At 48.0% G+C, this 14,261-nt stretch carries 11 protein-coding genes; 4 read left to right on the forward strand and 7 right to left on the reverse strand.

From position 1 onward, the window contains the following. Positions 1-28: 28 nt before the first annotated feature. A complete protein-coding gene (locus tag ACSQ8P_RS33940; RefSeq protein ID WP_056622098.1) occupies positions 29-502 on the reverse strand; it encodes a GNAT family N-acetyltransferase in 474 nt (157 codons plus the stop codon). Between the two features lie 176 nt (positions 503-678). Here ACSQ8P_RS33940 and ACSQ8P_RS33945 point away from each other — a divergent pair, with 176 nt between their 5' ends. Then, on the forward strand, positions 679-1,212 hold the full coding sequence (locus tag ACSQ8P_RS33945) for a GNAT family N-acetyltransferase (RefSeq protein WP_436239154.1): 534 nt from the start codon (positions 679-681) through the stop codon (positions 1,210-1,212). Here ACSQ8P_RS33945 and ACSQ8P_RS33950 read toward each other — a convergent pair. The 3 genes from ACSQ8P_RS33950 to ACSQ8P_RS33960 all read right to left on the reverse strand — a co-directional run bounded on the left by ACSQ8P_RS33950 (position 1,196) and on the right by ACSQ8P_RS33960 (position 3,753). Then, positions 1,196-1,501: a 4a-hydroxytetrahydrobiopterin dehydratase gene (locus tag ACSQ8P_RS33950; RefSeq protein ID WP_436239155.1), complete on the reverse strand. Its 306-nt coding sequence runs from the start codon at positions 1,499-1,501 to the stop codon at positions 1,196-1,198. The two genes, ACSQ8P_RS33945 and ACSQ8P_RS33950, sit on opposite strands and share 17 nt — an antisense overlap. 107 nt (positions 1,502-1,608) lie before the next feature. Beyond that, positions 1,609-3,420: a DNA helicase RecQ gene (gene recQ / locus ACSQ8P_RS33955; RefSeq protein ID WP_436239156.1), complete on the reverse strand. Its 1,812-nt coding sequence runs from the start codon at positions 3,418-3,420 to the stop codon at positions 1,609-1,611. Positions 3,421-3,459: 39 nt separating this feature from the next. Next, a complete protein-coding gene (locus ACSQ8P_RS33960) occupies positions 3,460-3,753 on the reverse strand; it encodes a hypothetical protein (RefSeq protein WP_436239157.1) in 294 nt (97 codons plus the stop codon). Positions 3,754-3,947: 194 nt separating this feature from the next. Here ACSQ8P_RS33960 and ACSQ8P_RS33965 point away from each other — a divergent pair, with 194 nt between their 5' ends. After that, positions 3,948-5,546 (forward strand): SWIM zinc finger family protein, encoded by a 1,599-nt coding sequence (locus ACSQ8P_RS33965; RefSeq protein WP_436239158.1) that lies wholly within the window; start codon positions 3,948-3,950, stop codon positions 5,544-5,546. Beyond that, positions 5,534-8,407 carry a DEAD/DEAH box helicase gene (locus tag ACSQ8P_RS33970; protein ID WP_436239159.1) on the forward strand — a complete coding sequence of 958 codons (2,874 nt, stop codon included), beginning with the start codon at positions 5,534-5,536 and terminating at the stop codon, positions 8,405-8,407. The genes ACSQ8P_RS33965 and ACSQ8P_RS33970 overlap by 13 nt, the downstream gene beginning before the upstream one ends. A 159-nt stretch (positions 8,408-8,566) precedes the next feature. Here the strand turns inward: ACSQ8P_RS33970 and ACSQ8P_RS33975 are convergent, their stop codons facing one another. The 3 genes from ACSQ8P_RS33975 to ACSQ8P_RS33985 are packed head-to-tail and all read right to left on the reverse strand — an operon-like array spanning position 8,567 to position 11,725. Then, the gene (locus tag ACSQ8P_RS33975; RefSeq protein ID WP_436239160.1) at positions 8,567-9,412 is read right to left on the reverse strand and encodes a carbohydrate ABC transporter permease; all 846 of its coding nucleotides are present in this window, start codon (positions 9,410-9,412) and stop codon (positions 8,567-8,569) included. 1 nt (position 9,413) lies between these two features. After that, positions 9,414-10,358, reverse strand: a complete 945-nt coding sequence (locus ACSQ8P_RS33980) for a carbohydrate ABC transporter permease (RefSeq protein ID WP_436239161.1) — start codon at positions 10,356-10,358, stop codon at positions 9,414-9,416. A gap of 38 nt (positions 10,359-10,396) precedes the next feature. Then, entirely contained in the window at positions 10,397-11,725 is a 1,329-nt protein-coding gene (locus ACSQ8P_RS33985; protein ID WP_436239162.1) for an ABC transporter substrate-binding protein, read from the reverse strand. A gap of 215 nt (positions 11,726-11,940) precedes the next feature. Between ACSQ8P_RS33985 and ACSQ8P_RS33990 the strand changes: the two genes are divergently transcribed. Beyond that, positions 11,941-14,259, forward strand: coding sequence for a helix-turn-helix domain-containing protein (locus tag ACSQ8P_RS33990; protein WP_436239163.1), 2,319 nt, complete (start codon positions 11,941-11,943; stop codon positions 14,257-14,259). Positions 14,260-14,261 lie beyond the last annotated feature (2 nt).

The following is a 14,261-nucleotide window of genomic DNA, read 5'->3' on the forward strand; positions in this document are numbered from 1 at the left end:
GGTTTCTGCCACCTTCCCCTACCTACAGTTAATCTCCCATCCCACTTGTGGGATTAGCGGAGTACGATTGCCAATTGCTTCGATCTCCACCCATTTTATCGTAAAATGCCTGCGCGCGTAAGTTATCTGGTGCTGTTGTCCAGGTTAAATTTGCATAACCGTGTCTGGCTGAGTATCCTTTGCAGGCAGCGAAAAGCTTTGCCGCCGCACCCTGTCCACGTTCAGCTTCAACAACGTACAAATCGTTCATGACCGCAATCTTGGAGGCACGCAGCGTGCTGAAGGTGAAATATAACGTCGCAAAACCGACTAACGCCCCCTCCTCCGTTTCAGCTACAAATTGAATGCCAATTTTCTGTTCGAGCAATTCATGAATCAAAGCGTTCAGCTTCTCATCCTCCGGTTGTCGGTACTGGTAGAAATCCACAATATAAGCGAGCATTAAAGTTTTGAGCTGGGGTATATCGGACATAACGGCTTCACGAATGGTCACTTGTGTCATCACGGGTACCCTCCTTAATTGTAATTGATATAATGAAACGGGCGCTTTCAGCATCGAATGTTAAAAAGTTACGGAACGACATTCTCTATCTAGCTAGCATCGAATGGCATTCGGTGAGTTGTTATTTTAAAATAGAACAATGGCCAAATACTACCTATAGAAAGGTTGCCCCATATATGCCTCAACCTATTACCTTAACCTTACCTTGGCACGTGGTTCCGCTAACGGAACTGGCTTGTCAGGAGCTATGCACGTGGAGCTATCCGGCTCCGTACGCCATTTACAACTGGCCATCCTGGGCCACGATGCTCGACAACCAATCCGAATTCGCTGATCCCCAAATCAGGGACGAACAATATTGCAGTGTAGTGGATAGCAATGGCACGCTAACCGGATTCGTTCAATTCTTCCCGATCGTTGGCGTTACCCGACTAGGCCTTGGGCTTCGGCCGGATCTTTGCGGTAAAGGCGGAGCTGGCACCAGCGGGCTCGGCACGCAATTCGTTCAGCTGCTTGTTGCAGAAGCCCAGCACCGCAACCCCGAGCAAGAAATCGACCTCGAGGTACTCGTCTGGAACGAGCGAGCCATTCGCGCCTACCAGCGTGCTGGCTTCACCATCACGGACACGTACGAAAAGGGGACGCCAACCGGAACGGCTGACTTCCACTGTATGGTCTACACAGGTCCAAGCATTAACTTATCGCGTTAACATCCACATAAGCCTGATCAAACTTCGCAGCAGTCGAGAAATCGAGCTCGGTCAAGCCTCCAGCACTCCACGAGGTCAGGCGCAGCGTCACCATTTTATAATCAATGGCAATCATGGGGTGGTGGTTCACCGCTTCCGATATGCGAGCGACCTCGTTAACGAAGTCGATTCCCTGCAAGAAAGCCTTGAATCGGTACTTACGTACGATCCACTTGCTATCCTCTGCCTCTAGGACCCACGTTCCTAGCTCAGCAAGCCGCTCATCCACAGTTACTCTTTCTAGTTTCACTCTCACCATCACCTACCACCCTCTCACCTCTCACCGCCTACTCTCGTTCAACGACGCCTACTGGGGATGCGACTTCTGGGATTGTGATTGGATTGGGTACATGCCCCTCACTCGAATTCATACGCAACCGCACCCATATCACTCTCTCCCGCATACGTGCGAAGAAGCTCCAGAAACGGCTTCCCGTAATTGCGGTATTTCACCTCACCGACCCCTTTGATGCGCAGCATCGCGGCTTCCGTTGTCGGACAGCTCTCACTCATCTCACGCAGCGTACTATCGGCGAAAATAATATAAGGCGGCACCTTCTCACGCGCAGCCATTTCACGACGCAGCAATCGCAGCTGCTCGAACAATGTATTGTCCATCGCAGCAACAGCGCGAACGGGTTCCCTCCGTACCTTTTGATTCACGGGCAGCTTGCCCTGAAGCACTTCCGCAGCAGGCTGCATCAACCGAACAACCGGGTATTGACCCTCGGACAACTGCAAGAAACCTTCCGAAATGAGCACATTGATCAATTCAGCGATCTCTTTTTCAGGCAAATTGCTCATAATCCCGTGTGTCGGCAGACGATCAAATCGATAGTCCATGATCTTCTTCGCCTTAGAGCCCTTAAGCACCGAAGCGACCATGGAGATCCCGAAGCGCTCGTTCATGCGGCGAATACAGGAAAAGATCTTCTGCGCCTCGACAGTAATGTCGACGGTATCGCGATCGTCCTTGCAGGAACTGCAGTTCCCGCAGGTATCTTTAATATTTTGCTCATCAAAATAATGTAAAATGGCATTCCGCAAACAGCGCGGCGAATAGCAGTAGTCGATCATGGTTTGGAGCTTCTTGTACTCGTTCGCTTTACGCTCTGGCGAAAGCTGATTCTGCTCGATCAGGAACTTCTGTGTCATAATATCCTGCGCACTGAACAGCAGAATACACTCGCTTGGCTCACCATCACGCCCCGCACGGCCGGCCTCCTGGTAATAAGCTTCCATATTTTTCGGCATATTGTAGTGAATCACGTACCGGACGTTGGATTTATCGATCCCCATCCCGAAAGCATTCGTCGCGATCATCACGCGAATATCATCGTAGAGAAATGCCTCCTGCATGTAGGAGCGCTCATCATCGGACATACCGGCATGATACTTGCCAGCGGCAAAGCCTTTTTTGCGCAGCGTCTCATACAAATCCTCAACATCCTTACGCGTTGCAGCGTAAATAATGCCTGGCTGATGGGTATGTTCCTTCACATAGTTCTGTATGTAATCCCGCTTCTTCTCCCCGCGAAGAATGGTTAGCTCCAAATTGTCACGTGAGAAGCCATTGATGAAAATCCCTGCGGTATCCAGGTCCAACAATCGCGCGATGTCCGCGGTGACCTCAGCAGTAGCCGTTGCCGTGAATGCGGCCACAATCGGCCGATTCGGTAGCTGACGAATGAACGGTGCAATCGAGACGTAACTTGGACGGAAATCATGTCCCCACTGCGAGACACAGTGGGCCTCATCAATCGCAACCAGAGGCAGATTCAATGCTGCCATCCGTGCACGAAAACGTTCCGACTCCAGACGTTCAGGTGCTATGTAAAGCAACTTATATTTGCCCTGCATAGCCCCCTGCATGCGCTGTTCCACTTCTCTAGCTTCCAACGTACTATTAATAAACGTGGCAGGAACACCGAGCGCGCCGAGCGCATCCACCTGATCCTTCATCAAGGAGATAAGAGGGGAAATGACTAACGTCACTCCCTCCATCAGCAGTGCTGGAACTTGATAGCAGATCGATTTCCCGCCGCCTGTCGGCATAATACCCAGCGTATCTTTCCCTTCGAGAAGGTTCGTAATAATATTTTTCTGGCCTTCCCGAAACTCCGGGTACCCGTAAACCTGTTGTAGAACCTTCCTTGCGCCATCCAACATAGCTTCTTTACACCTTTCTATATCGCAGTTCTGCCTTTTTTAGACCAGATAGATGACCGAAACCAGCTTTTCGCCATCATGCACCTTGAGCACGTGATTACCCGCATCATGCTTAACTGAGCCTGCTCCAACCTGCATCACCGGTGAACTGCCTAATCCGTAGAATATATCGTCAGCCAGCGTACGCAGGCATTCTTCCTGTTCATGTGCGTCTAGCTCCTGCCAGTCTTCTGCATTCATCTCCAGCAGCTCATAGAAACCATTCACCATTTCGATCCCACGTACAAAATCAGTAACAATGTCTTTATATTCTCGACCAAATTTAATACCCACTCGCGCAGTCTCCCTTCAAGAAGCATTTTATCTAGCTTCACTTTATCATATTCTAGGTAAGAATGCAGGGTTAACCCCTTTCGGGACGGATTAAAAATATCGCCTTTGGCATAAACTGTGGAAATGGGCAATTTCGGGAAAAATCTGTTACTATGGAAGAAGGAATGCGCCGCTCGGAGGGTAGGAACGATCACATGTTGAAACTTCAAATTCCCAAAAATCGAATGAACTACCTCATTAAGCAAATCCCGCTTCACTTCGACGCCATCCGTCTGGAGCAAGGCTGGGAGTATTATCATAAAGGCCGAGTGACCGAGGTTGATCTCAAAGGGCTTAGTGTTCTGGCCATTGTCACAAGCAAACAAGTCCATAATGTAGAAGTTCATTTAGAGAATTTCGCTGCGAGTACCTGCACGTGCTCCTTTGAGGGCTTCTGCCAGCATATTGGTGCTACGTTTTTTAGCCTATACGCCGCCTATGGTCGTGCAGAGCTTGTCCTGCAGCAGCTAAAGCAGCAAATCCATACACGGAAAAAGCCAGCTCGAAGTGCAGCAGCTTCTGTTATACAAGAACGTAAAGCAGCCGCACAGGCGAACGTGCCTTTGGAAGAGAGTATGCCTAGTGATTGGCATCGTTTTTTTGAAGGTAAGTTTCACGGCTTCTCCATATCGCATCAGCATTCCATAGAAACCTTCTATGAGTCCGCCTTGGAGTCATTGCCGCCTTATGCTGCCAATTGGCGCGATACGACGCGTGAACTCTATATGTTCCACATTGTGCTGTTCATGATGCGGAAGATCGAACAGTTTTATCAAGAAACGAAGAGCTCATACCTGAGCTACTATCATGAAAATGGGTGCAAAATTTCCGCCAAAAACTGTGAAGATAAGCTTGTCGAATTCGTCGATCGGATCGATGTGAACCGCTCTTTCCTAGCGGAGCCTAAGATATGGTTATCCACGATGAAAATGGTCGGAGAATCCGCTCTGCAAGGCAAAGACAGTCCAGTTGATTGGCTGTTCGTGTATCGTTTCATCTGGTGGAAGCTGACTGATCAACCTAGCGCACAGAAAGAGGAAGTCGCTCGTCTCGATGGCCTTTTGGCGAAAAAGGAACTGCTTCCGAAGAAGAAGGATACGCTGCTTGCAGCTAGGGCTCATTTTGATATTATGCAGGGGCATACCGAGCAAGCCTTCGAACGGCTTGGGCAGCTTGCTCATCCGCATGCGAAGGATTTCTTCCTCTATTTAAATAAATTCGCGAGCGATGGACAGTGGGATCACATGCTGGTCTGGCTTCGCTGGCTGTTCCCGTCGATAACGAATGCGAATCATGATGATTTCCGCACGTTCTGTCAATATTGGCTGGATACGACGAAGCATCTGGCGAACGATAGCGAGTGGGTTCAGGTGATGGAGTCTTTACTCCCACGTTCTTACTACTATTACACCGCATATTTGCTGCAAACGAAGCGGTACCGTCAGTGGGTGGATTTGCAGCTGGCGAATCGAATTTCACCCTTAAACCTATATGGAATGGAGCTCAAAGCGATTGAAGAGCACGACTCAGCGCTGCTCCTTCCGCTCTATCATCAAGCAGCCGAACGGGCTGTTCTGGAGAAAAATAGAGCTTCTTACAAGACGGCAGTACGCCTCCTTAAGAAGCTGCATAGCATTTATAAACACATCGGCCAGGATGACCGCTGGGAGCACTATATTTACCGCTTAGCGGATAAGTTCTCGCGTTTGCGTGCTTTCCAAGAAGAGCTCAAGAAAGGAAAATGGATTCGATGATCGAAACCAGCGCGCTGACCGTTCACGTTAGTTCCTTACCTAACGGGTCATTATTTCTATGGGGTTCCCGTGAAAACGGTGGTATTTGGGATGCTCTTGATTTAAAACATATGCTATTCGCCTGGCATCGCGCCTCCTTCTTCGGCACCTTCATGGAACCGAGTGAATGGCAAAACCGGGAAGGCATAGAGCTGCTGCCGCTTGAAGCACTTGATTATTTCAGCGAACCGCAGCCGGTTCAGCACTTGCAATTGAAGTGGCATGCTTCTTGCGCGGATGTGATTGCGCTAGCTCCTGCTATTCGCGAGTCACTCGCGACAGGCCGCTTTATGCCGGACTACGAGAAATGGAAGTCCGGCGAAATCGGTTGGAAGCTGCAACTGCCAGAGGAGCTGCAGCTGCTTGAGACGCCAGCGATATCACGCTGGATTCATGCGCTGATCCCGGAATGGGTCGATGCCGACGGGATCATGAAAGACAATTTACGCAAGCTGGAAGCTGCGTATCCATTAATGCGGCGCGGCGATGTCAGCGCGGAGGTGTGGCTGGACGAGGAAGACTGGCTCGTCAGCATTGGCTGGCGTCAGGACCGGACGCCGATGCGCACGTGCCTGCAGCTCGTAGAGCCGGACTTGGCGCACGGCGCAGGCTGGCAGCTGCGCGTGCTGCTGCAGGACCGGCTCGCGCCGGAGGTGCTGCGCACCGTAACGACCGTCGGCGAGCCGGTCGCAGGTGAACAGCCACTGCCGGAGGCGTGGCTGCCTGAGATTGCCCGCGTCGAACGTGACGCGGCGAAGTGGGTGCGCATCCTGCCGTGGCTGGATGCGGGCGAAGGCGTCCTCCGTCAGACGGTGACGGAGGACGAGGCTTGGCGCTTCCTCGCAGAGGGAAGCGTGAGACTTGTTGAGTCAGGAACGAGCGTGTTCCTGCCGGCGTGGTGGGAGCGCATCCGCAAAATGCGGCCGAAGCTGCGCGCGAAGATCAAGTCTTCCGTCGGTTCTGGACGGGAGACAATGTTCGGGCTGACCCAGCTGATGCAGTTCGACTGGAAGCTGGCTGTTGGGGATTTGGAGCTGACGGAAGAGGAATTCCGTCAGCTTCTGGAGGAGAAGCGCAAGCTGATCCAGATTCGCGGCAACTGGATTCAGCTCGACCCGAAATTCATGGCACAGGTCGAGCAGATTATGAAACAGGTGCACAAGAAGCAAGGCCTTTCGTTCCGCGATGTGCTGGAACTGCATTTTGCCGGTGATGCTGGCGGCCTGCTGCCGGCCGAGGATGATCCTGACGCGATGCGCTACCTCGACATGGAGGTTGAGCTGAACGAACAGCTGCGCCACATGATTGACCAGCTGACGCAAACCTCGGCGATCCCGACGATTGAGCCGCCGCCTAGCTTTCATGGCTCACTTCGCCACTATCAGGTGGACGGTATCTCTTGGCTGTTGTTCTTACGTAGATTCGGTCTTGGCGGCTGCTTAGCCGATGACATGGGTCTCGGGAAAACGATCCAATGGATCACGTACTTGCTCACAGTCAAAGAGACCGAGCAGCCAGATACACCATCGTTGCTCGTTTGTCCGACCTCCGTGCTGGGCAACTGGCAGATGGAGCTGAAACGATTTGCGCCCTCCTTGCGCGTCCATCTTCACTATGGACCACAGCGGTTAAAAGGCCCTGCCTTCGGGGAGAAAATCGTTGGCAACTACGATCTCGTCTTAACGTCTTACACGCTTTCCCATTTGGATGAGAGTGAGCTGGGCGCTATTGCTTGGAACTCGATCTGTTTGGACGAAGCTCAAAATATCAAGAACGCTTATACGAAACAAGCTACGGCAATCCGCCACCTGAATGGGTTTCATCGCATTGCTTTAACAGGAACGCCGATCGAGAATAGACTGACCGAGCTATGGTCGATCTTCGACTTCGCGAATCCTGGCTATCTCGGCACGGTGCGCGAGTTCACGACTCGCTATGTGAACGCCATCGAGAAGACGCGCGATGAAGCGACGATCGGTAAGGTTCAGAAACTGATCCGCCCTTTCCTGCTGCGGCGTGAGAAGAAAGATCCCGCCATTCAGCTGGATCTGCCAGAGAAGAACGAGTCCAAAACGTTCATCTCGCTCACAGCGGAGCAAGGCTCGTTGTACGAGAACTACATCCAGGATATGTTCGACCGCCTGGATAAGCTTTCCGCGATGGAGCGGCGTGGCCTCATCCTCGCTGCGTTAACGAAGCTCAAGCAAGTGTGTAACCACCCTGCTTTGCTGCTCAAGGAAGGGCTTGGCGTCCCGTGGAGCGGACGCTCCAACAAGCTAGAGCGCTTGCTCGAGATGGTGCACGAGCTGCGCCAAGAGGGCGACAAATGCTTGATTTTCACGCAATTTGTCGAGACCGGCAACCTGCTGCAGCATGTGCTTCAGCAGGAGCTCGGTGAAAAAGTGCTGTTCCTGCACGGCGGAACATCCAAGAATGGGCGCGATGAGATGATCGCGCACTTTCAAGACTCGAGCCTGCCGGCAGACGAGCAGCGAAATGTGTTCATTCTTTCGCTGAAGGCCGGCGGCATCGGGCTTAACCTGACGGCGGCGAATCATGTGTTCCACTATGATCGCTGGTGGAATCCCGCCGTCGAGAATCAGGCGACGGACCGCGCCTTCCGGATCGGGCAGACACGTCACGTACAAGTGCACAAGTTCGTGACGCTTGGCACGCTCGAGGAGCGCATCGACGAGATGATCGAGCGCAAGCTCGGCCTCAGCCAGCAAATCGTCGGCTCTGGCGAGAACTGGATCACCGAGCTGTCGACCGACGAGCTGCGCGATCTATTCTCGCTCCGCCGCGAGTGGGTGGAGGCGTAAGGGGTTCGGTTCTCGCTTTACACACAAAAGAGGTTATCCCAAGCTTCACCTGGGATAACCTCTTTTGTGCTCCATGCCATATCCGTTTTTCTTCTCTTTTATCTCTCATAGAAAAGTAAAAGAACCGTATCGACTGTTCTGTCGATACGGCAATATTCTTTATTCCTTAACTGCACCTGCGGTCATGCCGGAAACCATATATTTTTGGAAAAATAGGAATAGCAGCACAATGGGAATGGTCGATGCGACACAGACTGTCATAATATTTGCCCAATCGTAGGCGACTTCGCCCATGTAACGAATGGAAATACCAGGATTTAGTGTCCTCAGCGCGTCCTTGGTGATGAGTGTGAGAGAATACAGCAAATCGTCCCAAGACATGATGAAGGAATAGATGCCCACTGCAAAAATGCCCGGTTTAGATAGAGGCATCACAATACGAAACAAGATCCCCGTTCGGCTTACGCCATCCATTTTAGCAGCTTCTTCCAAAGAAATGGGAATATTATCGAAGAACACCTTCATCATCATGATAGAGAAAGGCAAGGCCGATGTTGTGAGAGCAATAACTAGACCTAGATGCGTGTTAAGAAGCCCATAACTTTTGTACATCGCATACAGCGCTATTAGAATGGAAACTACAGGCAGCATTTGTGTTGACATGATCGATAGCATGGCGAAACCCTTGAAAGGAAACCGGAACCGAGAGAACGCATAGCCAGCCATGGTTGCAAGCAACAACGTTAATAACGTAGTCGATAAACTAACCATTAAGCTGTTTTTGTAATAGATAAGAAATGCCGATTCACTTAATAGTTTGATATAGTGTCCAAGGACTGGTTGAATCACGATCCATTTAGGCGGCAGTGCGAAAAGCTCAGAATTGTCTTTGAATGACGTGATGGTCATCCAATAAAGTGGAAACAGAAAGAATGAAAGATAAAAGATTAGTGCAGCAGGGGTTGCAACCTGTCGCAGCAAACGTCCTTTCCAGGTTTTGTCCATGTCAGTGCCCCCCTGCTTGCTTGCCTTCGCCAATCGAAAACAGCTTATTGTAGCCCCACGATATGAATAGTAACAATAGCAGCCACAATACTCCTATTGCTGCGCCTTCACCCAGGTTTAATTTGACGAAGGCCGTTTTGTAACTTAGAATCGCTAACGTTGTGGTTGAGTTAAGTGGTCCGCCGCCCGTCATAATCCAGAATAGCGGAAACATTTTGAAATTCTCGATCATGGCGATCAACGTGACCGTTTTTATCGTATTTTTCAACAGTGGAAGCGTAATGTACCAGAACGTTTGTCGCGGGCTCGCCCCGTCAATTTTGGCTGCTTCATAAACTTCCGTAGAGATTCCTTGCATCCCGGCAAGCAGCATGGTACTCATGAAGGGCAGCTGCCGCCAAAGGGCAGCCACCATAACCGCTGGCAGTGAAAGATGAAGACTGCTCAGCCATTCATAAGGTTTATCGATAATACCCCAGCTGACAAGGATATAGTTCAATACACCGTATTGAGGCTGAAACAGCCACATCCATAATAAAGCAACAACAATTGTCGGAATCGTCCATGGAATCAGGATCGCAGTGCGCAGCAATTTACGCATTCTAACCACTTGATTTAGAATCAAAGCCAAGAAGATACCTAAGACAAATTGAAGTATCACGACACCTGCGACATATAGCAAAGTTGTTCGCAGTGCTTGCATAAATTCTTTTTCGGTCCACAAGTGTGAGTAGTTGGCGAAGTTATTCCACTTGTAGTCATTCATTCGTATCAGTGTGACATCAAAGAAACTCATATAAATTGATTTAATGATGGGAATGCCAAGGGTCAGCAGTAGCAGCACCATAGGTGGCGCTAGCAAAAAGATGAGAAACCATCTGTCTTTGGCGCGACTCGATAACCAAGCAACTCTATAAGGTTTCTCGAGTTTTGCACTCGCATCCACTATGCTTTTCAATGTTGTTCACTTCTCTCTAAGGGAGTTCATTTCAGCGTTTGTTTAAGTTTGGCATCCAAGTCGGCCGCTATTTTTTCCGGCGTTTCTTTAGCAAGGGTTACTTTAAGAATGGAATCCGCCATATCCAGGTATGATTGCTCTAGGCCCTGATTATTTTTTGGTAATACGTTAATCGCATTCATTTGTTGGTTTAACGCTTTATCGAAAGGAGTACTATTGAATTCAGGCAGTGAGCTGACCGATTTTCTGGCGGAAACGACATCACTTTTTTGATGATACAGCAGCATCATGTCTTTGTCGGTTAAGAACTTAATGAAATTAGCTGCTTCTTTCTTATTCTTGGAATCTTTGGAGATGACGAGTCCATGGGCTTCACCTATGGAGACGCTTTTGCCCGATTTGCCAGCAGGCATCAGAGCTGCTTCCCAACTGCTATCGAATGCTTCGCCTTTACCGCTTAACGAACGGAATACGGCTTTTCCGTAATATCCATCTGCATACATGCCGAGACGGCCGATCGCGAACAAATTGCGGAGGTCTTTCAGTTTCGCCGCTTGCGGCGACAAGTTCTCGCTTATCAATGTCTGATAGTACTTAAAGGCAGAGATTGTTTCCGGTGTATTTACGTTTACCTTACCGTTCGTATCTAAGATGGAGCCGCCAAAGCTGTAAAGCGTCTTCAAGAAGATCATACCGTTGATAGGCAGCTTATCCGTCGGTTCACCCAGCCCATATATACTTTCTCCGCTGTCGGTTTTTAACTTGGAAAGTTTACGTGCAATATCCAGCATTTCGTCAATGGTTTTCGGTGGTGTTTGTTCCAATCCAGCCTTTTTAAACAGCTCCTTATTCCAATACAGAACGTAAGGTGAAGCAGCCCAAGGAATACCCATCAGCTTCCCGTTGTAAGTGTAATCATCTTTATAGGAAGGAAGCAGGTCATTTACGTAGTCTTTGCCTAGCAAATCGTCAAGCGGTTCCACGATGTCGGATGCGGCATAGGTTGGAAATGAAGCGGTGAAGGTTTGGATGATATCAGGTGCATCACCGCTAGATGCCATTACAAAGGTTTGATCTTTAATGTTTCCGAACGGAATACCAATAAATTCAATTTTAATATTCTTATGCAAACTCATATACGTGTCAGCCATCTGCTGCAGCGCATCTTTAGTTGCTGCTTCATTAATACTCCAGCTTGCAAACTTTAACGTAACGGGTGAACTGGAGGTGCTTGGTGCAGATGCTTGATCATTCCCTTTTGGCGATTCATTCGGTAAATTCCCCTGTGACGAGCAAGCAGCTAATAATGATGCTATTAAGCAACCTGTTAATACAATGTTTAAATATTTTCTCATTTTCAATCCCCCTAACATATCGTTGACTTGCACATTTATCATATCGTTCGTGAATCTTAACTGTATATGTGAAGTATCGGTATATTCATCTCAAAAAGCCGCATTTCGGCATCATACATTCCTGACGTGCATCATGATTTTCTGACACTTCATACATATATGGGATGAGGTATGGCATAATTAAGGCATATTGTATATAAAGAAAGGTAACTATAATGAGAACATTTACACTGCAATGGACACAATGGAAAAATACGAATCGTCTGCTGCTGTTATATTTCCTCTCTTATATAATCGTCATTCTCATGCCTGTTATTGGAATCGGTTTCTTTTCATATCGTCTTGCTTTCTACACGGCTGTAGATGAGATCAGCCGTTCTCATATCAATTCGTTGCGGCACACGGCGGCAACCTTTGACGATACACTAAGAAGAATCAATTCACTGACCGTGGCTATTGGCTTGGATGGGAGATTAAACAGTTATTCCGCCGATAATGAAAATCGTTACTTGCTTAATGAGTTTCAAGATATGCTCAAGCAAGCCGTCGCACAAGATCAGAAGATTCAATCCATCCAGCTTTTTTTCGAATCCGGCCAGGTTATGATTTCTTCCGATGTGCTTATTCATCCTTACCAGGGTAAAATGGCCGACCGTTGGGTGGAGGCGATTCGGAGAACGGATCAAGATCATCTTTGGCTTTCCCCTAGGCTCATAAGCAATAATGACGAACATGGGAAAAGTATTATCACATTTATTAGCAAGGTACCTATCAGCTACCATAATAAAATAGGATATCTGGCGATACATCTTTATGAGGATCAACTGCAGGAACTGTTGAAGCAAATGCAAAATATTGCGCACATGAACACGTATATCGTCGCTTCGGACGGTCAATTTATTACATCATACAAGCAAGCGAATATAGGAAATGACGTGATTCAAGCCAATATGAAGCAAGTTGCTTCAAGTATAGGTGAGGGCTTTTTTACAGATAAAGCGCATCAGCCGCATTTGCTAGTCGCTTATTCGACCCCGATATGGAATGGATGGAGACTTGTATCCCAAACGCCTCTAACCAATATTTACGAAAAACTTTCCTATATTGGGTGGCTCACATTAGGATTGTGCGTGTTATTAAGTATAATTGGTATTGTGATTTCATATTGGCTCTCACGTAAAATGTACGATCCGATCAAACAATTGATGGAGCGAACACGAATATACATGGATGAGCTCTCTTTAGAAAATCCATTACATCATACGAATGAGTTAAGTTTGGTATCCGATGTATTGAAGACAGCCGTAGGGAAAAAGAAACTGCTAGACCAGATATTCCTCAAGCAGACACCAGCAATGCTCGATCGATTCGCAATGGCGCTGCTGCATCAACGATTAACTGATTCTGGGGACATTAAGGAGCAGATCGAACTTTATAACTTGGGATTGTCCATGCGAGGATATGTCGTCATCATTGCCGAAATGGACTATGCTGCCGAATTAGCGCAGCGTTTTTCAATCAAAGATCTGAATTTGTACCGATATGCGATAGCGAATATCATTTCAGAGTTGATACAGAGCCAAACCCATTATAGATTTATCATCACAGATGTATCCGAGTACCAGCAGGCCGTTATTATCAATGTGTTCGATATGATGGAGGCAGAAGAGCTTCGAGAGCTCGCGCAACATGTGCAGTCAGTCATTAGTGAACTATTAAAATTATCTGTTTCAATCGGTATTGGCAGTGTCTATCTAGACATTACCCAAACACATCAGTCTTATCAAGAGGCCCTCCAAGTACTTAAAAGTAAGCTCCTCCATGGTGCTAAATCTATACTTTTGTACGAAATACAGGAGAATAATGAGCTGGATAGAGTCTATTACCCCTTGTTGCAGACCGAGAAGCAGATTACTAATAATCTAAAGGCGGGGAACACGGAAGAGGTATTGTCGATTCTAGAAAAGCTGAAAACGGAAATTACACAAAAGCAGCTTCAATCAGAATCGGTTTATATGGCTTATAATCGAGTACTTGAAGCCAGTATTGAAGCGTTACTTGAAAATAATGGCCACCCGAGTCAATTATTCGGTCCAGATATCATACTTTACCGGGAGTTAGCCAAACGAGAAACTATTGATCACATTCACCTGTGGATCTCGGGTATTGTTGCACAAATCACAACATACATTCGAGAGCAGGACAATAAAAACAATAAAACCGTAGAAAAAGTCATTGCATACATTAATACGCACTATCAAACAGACTTATCTATCGAAATGATTGCAATGGGCGTAGGCTTTAACTCATCGTATTTGAGCCGTATTTTCAAGCAGAATACGGGCCAAACCATCCTTGAGTATTTAACACTGAAACGAATGGAAAAAAGCAAAGAGCTGTTAATGGATATAACTATGAACTTGAATGAGATCTCCATGGCGGTTGGCTACAACAATGTAAACAGCTATATCCGTTTTTTCAAAAAAATAGAGGGGATTACCCCGGGGGATTACCGAAAAAGGAGAGTTGAATAGTT

The sequence above is a fragment of the Paenibacillus sp. LjRoot153 genome, assembly GCF_964253085.1.
In the GTDB taxonomy this organism is placed as follows: Bacteria; Bacillota; Bacilli; order Paenibacillales; family NBRC-103111; genus Paenibacillus_E.